This is a genomic window from Mastigocoleus testarum BC008 (assembly GCF_001456025.1).
GTDB lineage: Bacteria > Cyanobacteriota > Cyanobacteriia > Cyanobacteriales > Nostocaceae > Mastigocoleus > Mastigocoleus testarum.
In genome coordinates this window covers 17,053-28,871 of the sequence record NZ_LMTZ01000033.1, presented here as the reverse complement: position 1 = coordinate 28,871, position 11,819 = coordinate 17,053, and the positions used below count along the sequence as shown (strand labels likewise).

Genomic DNA, 11,819 nt, shown 5'->3' with positions numbered 1-11,819 from the left:
TTTATCATTGTTCGTTGTTAGACCGATATCTTTGCCCGTATTATCTCGTAGTTTTTTTCATAAATCAAATATGATTCCTATAGTAGTAAATAAAGACGTTATAACTTGTAATGCCACAATGGCTTTAGGATAATTGAGAACTGCGATAGATTAATTTTTCTGGAGGGACATCTTGATGTTTTAAGCTATTGCGGTGCATATCCCCATAAAGATTGAGATAGTCGATTTCTTCTGAAGTCAATTTTCCTTGCTTGACACCTGCGATCGCGCTGTCAATTTCTGTTCGATTTGTTAACCCAGTCAAGCAGACATCTACACAGTTTTGACTTAAAGCATAGCGGTAGAGATCGGGAGCTTGGGGTCGCCAACATTCTAAAGGTAAGTCAATAGGTGCATTCCAAAGTAAACCAGAACTGCAAGCAGTAGACTTAAAGGTAACAATTCCAGATCGCTGCGGATCTTCAGGACTTAATTTCTTAAAAATTTTATTCTGAGCATAACGGTGAGTAACATTATTTCTAACCATGACCACGTCTAAAAGTGGACTATTTAACCATTGCTGAGCGAGGTCGAGGTCGTGAAAAGATGCGCCAATGTAACGAACAACCCCCATCTTTTTCATGCGTTCGGACACACCAAAAACTTGTTCGATAACTTTTTGATAAAAAGTATTACTTCCTCTCAAGAAAGGAGAAAGTTGCAAACAGTCATTTAAAATTTGTCCTTCATTCCCACCGATCCAACCCCAGAAAAAGACATCGATGTAGTCAATTCCTAACTCTTTAAACTGGTCGCATAGAACTGGAATAGCTGCTTCTGGATTTTTGATGTAAGTTACAGTTGCTAAGACAACCTTTTCCCGTATTGAAGAACCTCTTCCGCATAATTGACGCAGCGCATTAGACATAGGACTATATGCGTAATGGTGCAAATCGGAGGAGTAAAAGAAGTAATTAATTCCTTGATCGAAAGCATAAAGAGTATCTTCACTGGAAATACCACCACCACCACCCAAACCCAGACAACTAACTGTTAAGTCAGTTCTTCCAAATTTGCGATAAAAAGGTAAATCTAACTGTTTATTTGTAATTTCAAGGGAAGAAGAAGCAGGGAAAGTCATATCCAATCCTGTTAACTAGCAATATGAAAGTGAAGTAATTTAGTCGTAGGAACATAGTAATGTCATGCCCCTACTTATCTCTTAGCTACTGCCACAAAAGCACTGAGGGTAATAATTCTGGGTAAGCTAGTCTTAAAAACTGATAGCCAATTCCTGCCGTTCCTTGGAAAAAACCAGGGTTATAAATGCCTCGAAAATCACCAGGAAATATCTGAAAGTAACCAGTTTTTTCAGATCTTTCGACTACATAAGCAGCTTGTTTTTGAGCTAGTTCAATAAGTTCTTCTCTTTGTAGTTGTGAACCTGCGATTAAGAATACTTCAGAATAACCAAGATTTCCGCAACAAAGATGATCGATGTTGTGTAAGGCTATTTTTCCTGTAGTTTGTAGAGCGGCTTCGATATCTTGGCGTATTACTTCGCTATCTAGTGTTGACAAACCTCCCAAACGAGCTAAAGCAATACCAGGTGCGCCATTACACCAACTTGTACCACATGCTGCTTGCTCGCTTCTTAAATCTAACCAATTTTGAGCTTGTGGAGAAAACACAGAGCGTTCGTAAGCGATCGCACTTTCAGCAGCGTGCAAAAAAATTGGTTCGGGAACTGAGGCAAATAATCTGAGTAATGCATAGGCAATACCAGCGGCACCATGGGCAATCCCTGTCAATAATTTGCCTCCAGTAGTAGCCCAAGTTAAAAATCCTTTCTCGCTGTTGACGCGGTTATCGATCAAATGATACGCACAAGTTTTTGCTAGTGCTAAAGTTTGGGAATCTTTAGTTGCATCATAGAGAGCTAATAACCCTAACATTAAGCCAGCAGTTCCAGAAACAAGATCGAACTTGCGATCGTTAGCAATATTTGAAGGACTTAACAAGGAAACGAATTTTTGAGCATCTTCTAAAAGTTCAGGTTCGTCTAGAAATTGGCTGCATCGTACCAAACTGTAAACAATCGACCCTAAACCTTTACCTCCACCAAGATTAAGTTCTCTAATGATTTTATCTTTCGATTCTAAATTCCAGTGTTTCCAAAGATTACGCGTTGGTTGTAAAGCACCCAAAGCTAAATCCCGAAATTTTTTATTCTCAGTAACCTTAGCTAATGCAGCTAAGAAGAAAGCCACACCAGCACAGCCATCATATAGATCGTAGCCCAGGGATCGCGGTTGTAATTGCCCAGCATCAGGTACATATTCCATACCCATCCACCAAACACTACCATCTTTTGCACGTACTGCTCGTTTTTCCATCTCTTTAGCGATTGAAATCGCCTGCTGAACTAGTTTCTCCTTAACTAAAGGGGAAAAAGTCTCTAAGTTGGGTGCAGGTTGTCCTGATAATGAAGAATTGGCAGGCTTACTAGCAGTACTTGCATACAAAGAACTGTAAATAAAACCTATTTGTTGTTCTAAATCACTTTCATTGAGTTGGTGCAAACGATTTCTTATTAGATCGTAACTAGGTTCTCGATAATAGCGATCAATTGCTTGATTATCGTTAATGATAAAAACATCTCGATTGGATCGCGCTGTAAACAAGGGAATATCGAAATCTTGCATGGCTTGTTTTTCAGCCATAACAATTTGCCAATCATGGGGTTTATCTTCAGAATCTATAAAAGCTTTACTAAGAAGATCTAATACAATATCGCGATCCACTCCAAATTGAAGATACTTGGGCTGTAATGTTTGTTTCTGAAGGGAATCATAGATTTGAGAAGGACGCATGAGTGCACGCACTCGTTGATCTGCAAATCCTGTAATTGGACTATTCGCAGCCAAAAATATTTCTTTATGTCCCATTAAAAACTGATAAGTGCTGCGAAAACCATCTACCAACTCTTCCTGATAATCGCTTGGGGACAACTTATAGCCATCTAAAATTGGAACATTAAAGTAAGGTCGTGTTTTAGTATCCTCATAACCCAATACCATAGCGTCTGTATTAATGTTTTTCCAAACCGGACTGCGATAATGAGTTGGTTGTCCTTCAGCCCCACCCAAACCACTGATATCATAGGCTATGCCATCTTTTCCAAACTGCCACTTCGGCAAAAAGCTAGTACTGAGTACTGAATACTGAAACTTGTCAACTGCTACAGATAAAGCATCTATATTGTCATCATTTTCTCGTTCTCGAATTTTGCCACACATCAACATTTCCAGGTCGATGGCGACAGGATATTCTCCACAAGCAATAATATTTTCGTAATGAAAATCTGCACCTGAAAGCACATACAATAAACATAAAAGCATTCCCGCCCGTTGATAATATCGGGCTGCAGCTTCTGAATCTTCTAAAGGTAAATGTTCGATATATTCGACCCAACCGTAATTAGAACAGTTGAGGACTTGCATCAGTTTTAGTTGTGGAAGAGTTTTTTGATCGTTTAACCATTTAACTAACTCAAAAAAAGCCACTTCTAAACCCAAGTCTTTTGGCTTATAAATTAGTTTTAACCCAGAAGCAAATTTAAGCGCCAAGACCGATCTTCCTTGGTTGTGGAGGTCAGAAAGACCAGCCCCAATATCTACAACTTGTCCTAACTCTGAATCGCCTTGAAAAGTTTTCTGAATCTCTGACCAGTCTAATTTCAAGCGCTGGAGAAATTCGCAGGTATTAGTTACCCAAAAATCCGTAACTGTTCCTACCAGACGACCCAAAACACTGTATTTTTGAAAAAATTCTAGTAGCCCTCCCGACAACATTTTGCCAACAAACTTGTTGTAGTGGGTTTTTGAATGAGAACCATCTACTTGAGCCAACCATCTATTCAATGTTGGTTGTTCGTAATTTCTGAAGATTTGGAACTCAAGCGCCATTGCTTGAGTGCAAAGTTCAACCAACGACTGTAACAGTTGAAATTGTAAGCAAGCATGGGCATCAATCGAAAGTAAATAATAACTAGAGCCAGCTTGAGTTTTGAGCTTTTTCCTAGCAATATAAATAAAAGACAAAAATATTTCTTCAAAAGGAAGCGGTTGTTCGGGGTTTAAAAAATAATTATCTTCTCTAATACCTTTGCGTGAAGCTTCTAAAGCTGCTTTTAAAGTTTCTGCCCAAGCAGGTAAATTATCCTCGTCAACCAAACTTTTAGCGTCAAAGGCGCTACGTATTTTGTCTAAATCTAGATCCTCCCAAGCAAGACGTTTTTCAAACTTTTCTTGATTTCCTCCTGCTACCATTTGACACCAATTAGCAACACGAGAATCGACAAAATCTTTGTTAATAGCTGTAGGATTGAAAGAAAATTTATCTCCCAATCTTTCGGCGATTGTACTTGATTTTTCAACAATTTTTAACAATCCTTTGTACAGGATAGAATCGTCAAGTGAAATTTCCGTAGTGTTTGTCATATTTTCTCAGTTATATTTTTATAATTACAGGTGAATATCGTAGATGCTTCTAACAGGCTTGCGTTAATACGTCTCAATCATATGGCTAATGGAATGTAAGAGCCTGGAGCGTCTGCAGAGCCTCTATATACGGTAATATTTGCTAGATATTAACAGAGCTTATAAGAAAAGGTAGTTTGTCTCATTGAAGTTGACGGGTGAATGCAGGGAGGAAAAAGAAGGAGAAAAGAGGGAGTAGAAGATATTTTTTAAACTTATCGAAACTAATGGGACAAAACACTAGGAATCTGTCCCATTAATTTTACAAATTTGTCCGAAACCCGTGTGCTCGATTTGTTAAAAAATAGAACGATAGATATATAAACCAGTTAAAATCAATGGAACAAATTACTAGGCGTATGTTGCATTTATCTTGATTGGTTATTTAACCCATAAAACCCTGTAGAGACAACTCGCGAACCCCGTATAGATAACCCGTCGACATCGTCTCTACAAGTGTTTCGTAAAATCAAGAAGGTTACGCAATTTAAAATTTGAAGGTTATAGAACCAAAGGTGCAAGGCAACCTAAAGAATCCTCCTGCTACAGTCTCCAATTCTTTTTCTGACAGTTCCTCACTTGAAGATGTCTTTGGTAGAACTACATAGGAAACTTTATCTGTTTCTTCTAGTATTTTTATCTGCAAGTCTTGAGGAAGTTTTTGCTCGATTTCTTTTTCGATAGCTGCTTTAGCTGCAACCGGTCCGCTAAGCAACTGTTCCTTAAAAGATGGATCTTGTAAAGCGCGGGTAATAATTCTAGTTTCTAGGGTTTGTGGGGTTTGTTCGCTCATGATTTTCTCCTTTGTGATATTTTTGTTAGTAGATAGGCTAGTCTTGGTTTCACCAAGAAGGTTAGACAATTTATTTGAAGGTGATGGAACCAAAGGTACAAGGTAAGGTGTTTGTGAACAAACTGGTAACAGCTGTCGCAGCACCAATGGCACCAGAACTTGGTCTTCTTCTTCCACCTGCAACAGATTCCAATTCTTCTTCTGATACTTCGTCAACTGAAGGCATCTTTGGTAAAACCACATAGGAAGCCTTATCTGTTTCCTCTAGTACATTGACTTGCAAATCTTGAGGAAGTTTTTGCTCGATTTCTTTTTCGATAGCTGCTTTAGCTGCAACCGGTCCGCTAAGCAATTGTTCCTTGAAAGATGGATCTTGTAAAGCGCGGGTAATAATTCTAGTTTCTAGGGTTTGTGGGGTTTGTTCACTCATGATTTTCTCCTTTGTGATGTTTTTGTTTGTTGTTAGTAGATTGGATGAGCTAGTCTTGGTTTCACCAAAAAGGTTAGACAATTTATTTCAAGGTGATAGAACCAAAGGTACAAGGCAAACCTCCTGTAAGAAATGTTGCAGTCTTGAAAACGACAGTAAATGCTGCTCCCCCTGCAACAGCTTCTAATTCTTCTTCTGATACTTCGTCAACTGAAGGCATTTTTGGTAGAACTACATAGGAAGCCTTATCTGTTTCCTCTAGTACATTGACTTGCAAGTCTTGGGGAAGTTTTTGCTCGATTTCTTGTTCGATAGCTGCTTTAGCTGCAACTGGTCCGCTAAGCAACTGTTCCTTAAAAGATGGATCTTGTAAAGCGCGGGTAATAATTCTGGTTTCTAGAGTTTGTGGTGTTTGTTCGCTCATGATTTTGTCCTTTGTGATATTTTTGTTAGTCTTGACCAACTTAATTTTCAAGTAGTAGTAGTGAAAAGAAGACAAGTGGTGAAATCAAGAAAACTACACTTGGATAGAACTTGAATTTCTCGTTTCTTGTCTTTGTTCTCTATGACTTAACTATTGCCCAAATTCCAAGCAAAAACAATTAATGAAAGCTCAGATTTATTCAGGAAATTGAAAAAAAGTGACGTTCTCTAGAAGAAACAGTGGATTGTTTAGGCTCGGATAGTGTTTCTGGTTTAGAACATGGATAATTAGAAAGTAAACTGCTTGAAAATGGATATAAATTATTAAAGTGACTATTACAAGGCTATTTTGGTAGACAAGGTGATAACGAGATATAGCTATGTAATAAGCTTGGGACATTGGTAAATCCTAAAAGCTATGATGTGTAAGCTTTTGGTCAATATAGGCGCACTTTACTAACGTTTTTGGTGCGGTCTATTTTGACTTGCGCGTAGCACTATAGAGGGTGAATGCTTTGGTAAAAATGAAGATACAGCGTATTGCAGATTTATGATGTACAACCAAAGCGAATCCCTCTCCTAACTATGGCTGAACCCAAGAGTTCCGCTATAGGAGAGGGAGTCTGTAAGGACAGGGTGAGGAAGGAGTAGTGTACCTAATTTACTTCTAAGCTGCTGTATGATTAACGTCACGCTATCACTAACAGCTTTGCTAATACCAATTCAATAAATCATTGCAACAGATTCTACGGTAGAGACGTTGCATGCAACGTCTCTACAAAATCTATCTGTCTCATTATTTTTCCAAATTGGTATAAGGACTAGTAATAGCACTAACCCTACACATGGTGACCGTCACAACAGCAAATTTTCGTTGCGTAAGTCCTACTTATATTAGTGGTGATTGACATGAATATTGGTGCTTTCACTCAAACCAAAAACGTAAACTTAATCATCTGATTTTGCATCAAAAGCAAATAAGAAAGACTATTATTTTTGCTAATTAGCTTGAAAAGTTATGTAATAAATTTAACTATATTTTTGGCAGCCGGAGTCGTTTTTTAAATTTTTCTACTTGCTTAGGATCGCCAATAGCCTCAATTAAAGCCTTAATAAGTTGCTCAACACTAATTTCTGGGGATTGATCCAATATATCATCAAGAACAAAATTTGCGACAGGTCCAAGACAAAGCAGTAATTCTTGTCGACAATGCTCAATAAATTCTATGTTCAAAGCTACAGAATTTCCTTGCATTTTTTTCTTATCATATTTCATCACCTGATATTTTTTAGCTTGTTCAATACGTTGTTTAAAATTTTGTGAGCCTTTGGAGTCAGAAATTTTTGAAGCAAGGGATTCGATAAATTGTTCTTGCTTTATGTGTGGATACTCAGCCAAAATATCTTTGACCACAAAATGAGCAAAAGGACCAATGATACGATTTAGTTCCTGTTCGCAATAGTTTATAAATTCAGGATTAAGTGGCTGAGATATTGGCGTCTGTGATATTATCAATTCTGGTTCCAGTGGCTGAGATATCGGTATTTGTGATATTATCAATTCTGGTTCAAGCGGTCGGGATATTGATGTTTGTAATAAATCTCCTTTAAGTTTGGAAGAGGAATTCTGGTTAGGAAATTTTTGATTAAAAACTATATTTGCAGAACGTTGTATTTCTAACGAAATATTTTCAGATATTTTTCTCCTATTTTTCAAATTATTTACTTTCTGCTCTATAAGCTTAAATTCATCCGAAGCGCAAATTTCAGCGACTTCATGTTTTCTCTTCACTTGGTCGATATTAATTTCTATTTTTTTGACCGAACTAATAGCAGTTTTTTCTTCAATAAAATTTGGTAACTCTAATTCACGTAATACTTCATTAGCTGACTGATAGCGATCATCTGGTTTTTCTGCTAACATTTTATTAAGTATAGCAGTCAATCGGTCGCTTAATTTTACGTAAGAATGCCATTGCCAATCAAAATTTCGGTCTAACAATAAATCTGGTGCTTTTCCTGTCAAGAGAACGATAACACAAACACCTAAAGTGTAAATATCACTACAATAGTAACACACTCCTCTACGTATTTGCTCTACAGGAGCATAACCCCATTTACCTACAACAGAACCAAAGGAAGACCGTTTAGTATTATTCACAGACCAAATCTTACTGATTTTTTCTTTGGCTAAGCCAAAATCAATCAGTACTGGTTTCGATTGGTCTGTTCGAAGCATTATATTGTCTAAAGAAATATCTCGGTGAATTAGATTACGTTTATGGATATACTCTAAAACTGGTAGCATATCCCACAACCACTGATTTACCTCAGCTTCAGAAAATGGCTTCCCTGTTTGAGAAATGCGTTCCTGCAAAACTTGAGAATATGTTTTACCTTCAATATATTCTTGTACAATGAAAAGCCTTTGTTGATCTGTAAACCAAGAAATGAATTTTGGAATTTGTGGGTGATCCACGTTATATAAGATTTTTGCTTCTCTCTCGAATAACTCCTGAGATTTACGAAAAACTTCTTTTCCTCTGTTTGCAGGTACAAATTCTTTTAATACACAAGCTTCGCCAAAACGTTGGGTATCATATGCTAAATAAGTTCGCCCAAAGCCACCCTGTCCAAGAAACCTCTGAATTAGATAGCGATTACTAATTAATTTTCCAGCGTTCATTTGTTATTGCTTTTATGCTGTTTTTATTGGTAACTAGCATACAAAATTTACTAAAAGAGTGACAATTTGATATTCCTGTAGACTCATATCTTGCCGTGACCGTGACTTGTGCTTAAGGTACATCTCCTCGATTTAGATTTGAGTTATAACTCCTTCGCCCATTTTTTGGGAGTCAGAAGATAGGCTACTCAAGGTAAAAAATTGACCGCCAAGTTCAGATAAACAAAAAAGTTAGAAAATTTCAGCCACTGTAACTTTCTTAAATACGTTGTCTATCTCAAAAGTAAAAAAAAAGTTGGGAAGTTTCTCAAGCTTACGTTTGCGTAGCGCGTCACAAGGCTAAACAACGTTTTTTAAAGATAAAAAATTTGGAGAATTTGCTCAAATTTTTATTCTACAAGAGTTGCAATTCATAGAATTTATCACATTTCAAAAGATGTGAGTTATCTACCCACAAAAGTTATTTCCCAACTTTTTTGTTCACTTTCCAACTTTTTTGCTTATTTTCCAACTTTTTTGTACCTCCACAACACTTGTAGGAATACAATTTCAACTATTCCACCGTCACGCTCTTGGCCAAATTCCTCGGTTGATCGACATCCAAACCGCGACGAGCAGCAATATGATAAGCCAACAATTGCAGAGGTATGACTGCAAGTATGGGAGAAAGTAATTCATCTACTGCAGGAACCGGAATCAAATCGTTAAAGATATCTCCAGCTTCTCCATCTCTAATTGGTGTCACCCCAATTAATCGAGAATCCCGAGCTTTGGCTTCCTGGGCGTTAGAAATCACCTTTTCGTAAACAGTACCAGGCATTGCGATCGCAACTACTGGAACTTTCTCGTCCAACAATGCAATGGGACCATGTTTCATTTCCCCAGCGGGATAACCTTCGGCGTGAATGTAGCTGATTTCCTTTAATTTTAATGCTCCTTCCAAAGCGATCGGGAAGTTAATTCCCCTACCTAAAAAGATGAAGTCCTTGGTTTCGTTGAACTCATGGACTAATTCTTCTATATATTTTTCTTGAGTTTCTAATAATCCTTCAATTTCTCCTGGGATCTGACGCAACCCGTTAATGATTTCTTGTAATTTAGCAGAAGAAACTGTTTTACGCAGATATGCTAAATCTAAAGCTAAAGCATAGAACGCCATTACTTGAGCGACAAAAGTTTTAGTCGCCGCCACACCAATTTCAATTCCTGCTAAAGTATTGATAATATTGGGTAGCATTCGACCCAAACTGCTTTCAGGACGGTTGGTAATCCCCAAAAGTCGCGCTTGAAACTTCGGTTGCTGTTCTTTACGCCGTTCCTTTTCCATTTCCAAAGCTGCAAGTGTATCTGCAGTTTCCCCAGATTGGGTAACACCAATAATTAATGTATTCGGAGTTAACGGCGATGGTGCATAGCGGAATTCCGAAGCATAATGCACTTGGGTAGGAATTTGAGCAAGATGTTCGAGTAAATATTTACCTATTAATGCTGCATGCCAACTAGTACCACAGGCAACAATTTGAATTTGTTCTACATCATTGTAAATCTCTGGAGGTAAACCCAGATTAATTGGTGCAACATTGGAATCATTTGCAATCCAATCACTGTTAAAATAAGCTTCTAAACAATCTCTAACCACTCCCGGTTGTTCGTAAATTTCTTTGAGCATGAAGTGTTTGAATCCCTGCTTTTCAACCATCATGGGATTCATATTCAGCATCCGGGGGTGTTTCTTTAACCTCCGAGCGTTAAAATCATAAACTTCAACACCCAAGGGAGTTAGGCGAGCAATTTCTCCATTATCCAGTGGGAGAACGGCTCGAGTGTGGGATAAAATCGCTGGAGTATCAGAAGCACAAAAAAATTCACCTTGACCAAAGCCAATTACTAAAGGTGCTTGCTGACGAACCACAATTAATTCATCGGGATAATCTGCGCAAACAACAGCAAGAGCAAAAGCTCCTGTCAGTTGATTAACAGTTTTCCTTACCGCCTCAAAGAAGGGGGAATCAAAATTCGATTCTCCTCCCAAAGCCTTTTCTTCTTTGAGAAACTGAGCAATTAGATGGGGGATAACTTCCGTATCCGTATCCGAAAGAAACTCATAACCTTGAGACTTGAGTTCTTCCCTTAGCTCGCGGTAATTTTCCACAATGCCATTTTGCACTACTGCAACTCGCATTGCAGTGTTCATATGGGGATGGGCGTTATATTCCTCTGGTTTTCCATGGGTCGCCCAACGCGTATGTCCAATCCCGATGGGGGCTGGAGTTTCTAAATTTTCTACCTTGGAACGTAAATTATGTAACTTTCCTTTTGCACGGACACAATTAACTTCACCCTCCCAGATTGTAGCTAATCCTGCAGAATCATAGCCTCGATACTCTAACTTCTCCAAGCCTGCCAATAAAATCTCTGTAGCTGCTTGCGTACCAATATACCCAACTATTCCGCACATTTACTCACACCATGAATACAAGTATTTATTAACAAGTATAGTTTCTACCCTGAAGGCAAATTGTTATATAGAAATCTTCAACAACATTATTTGGATGCTTTCCGGAAAATAATTGACATTGGGGATTAGTGACTGGCGACTGGGGATTGGAGATTGGTAATAAATAATGTTACCGCACAGTAATTAATTAATTAGTGATATCATGTCCGGCAAAACGCTTGTAATAAGTTTCGTAGTAGCGCTTTAGGGCGATAGACAAATATTGGGGCTAAAGCGTTGCTACAAATATATTTTTTCATAAGTAATTAAGCGAACATTATATGAGTGATTGATTGGTTGGCTGGTTGCAGTTGTTATGTTGACCACAACCTATAAAGAGATGGTGTGGTGAGCCACAAACAGTTATCAGTTAATGCGCTACCGCGCACGCTAGAGGCTAACGCCGACGCCGCAGGCTCTAGCGTGCACGACCTAGCGTAAGCGTACTGTAAGTATTGTGCATTAACTAT

General features: G+C 38.1%; 7 protein-coding genes. All 7 read right to left on the bottom strand.

Going from position 1 to position 11,819, the window contains the following annotated elements:
* Positions 1-124: 124 nt before the first annotated feature.
* Positions 125-1,120 (bottom strand): aldo/keto reductase, encoded by a 996-nt coding sequence (locus BC008_RS06800; protein WP_036268408.1) that lies wholly within the window; start codon positions 1,118-1,120, stop codon positions 125-127.
* Between the two features lie 85 nt (positions 1,121-1,205).
* The gene (locus BC008_RS06795; RefSeq protein ID WP_058183367.1) at positions 1,206-4,481 is read right to left on the bottom strand and encodes a type 2 lanthipeptide synthetase LanM family protein; all 3,276 of its coding nucleotides are present in this window, start codon (positions 4,479-4,481) and stop codon (positions 1,206-1,208) included.
* Between the two features lie 526 nt (positions 4,482-5,007).
* Entirely contained in the window at positions 5,008-5,313 is a 306-nt protein-coding gene (locus BC008_RS49300) for an NHLP leader peptide family RiPP precursor (RefSeq protein WP_058183366.1), read from the bottom strand.
* A 70-nt stretch (positions 5,314-5,383) separates the two neighbouring features.
* Positions 5,384-5,743: an NHLP leader peptide family RiPP precursor gene (locus BC008_RS06785; RefSeq protein ID WP_058183365.1), complete on the bottom strand. Its 360-nt coding sequence runs from the start codon at positions 5,741-5,743 to the stop codon at positions 5,384-5,386.
* Positions 5,744-5,825: 82 nt separating this feature from the next.
* Positions 5,826-6,167: an NHLP leader peptide family RiPP precursor gene (locus BC008_RS06780; protein ID WP_058183364.1), complete on the bottom strand. Its 342-nt coding sequence runs from the start codon at positions 6,165-6,167 to the stop codon at positions 5,826-5,828.
* Between the two features lie 1,032 nt (positions 6,168-7,199).
* A complete protein-coding gene (locus BC008_RS06775) occupies positions 7,200-8,852 on the bottom strand; it encodes a serine/threonine-protein kinase (RefSeq protein ID WP_027844152.1) in 1,653 nt (550 codons plus the stop codon).
* Between the two features lie 553 nt (positions 8,853-9,405).
* Positions 9,406-11,310, bottom strand: a complete 1,905-nt coding sequence (gene glmS, locus BC008_RS06770) for a glutamine--fructose-6-phosphate transaminase (isomerizing) (RefSeq protein ID WP_027844153.1) — start codon at positions 11,308-11,310, stop codon at positions 9,406-9,408.
* Positions 11,311-11,819: the final 509 nt, after the last annotated feature.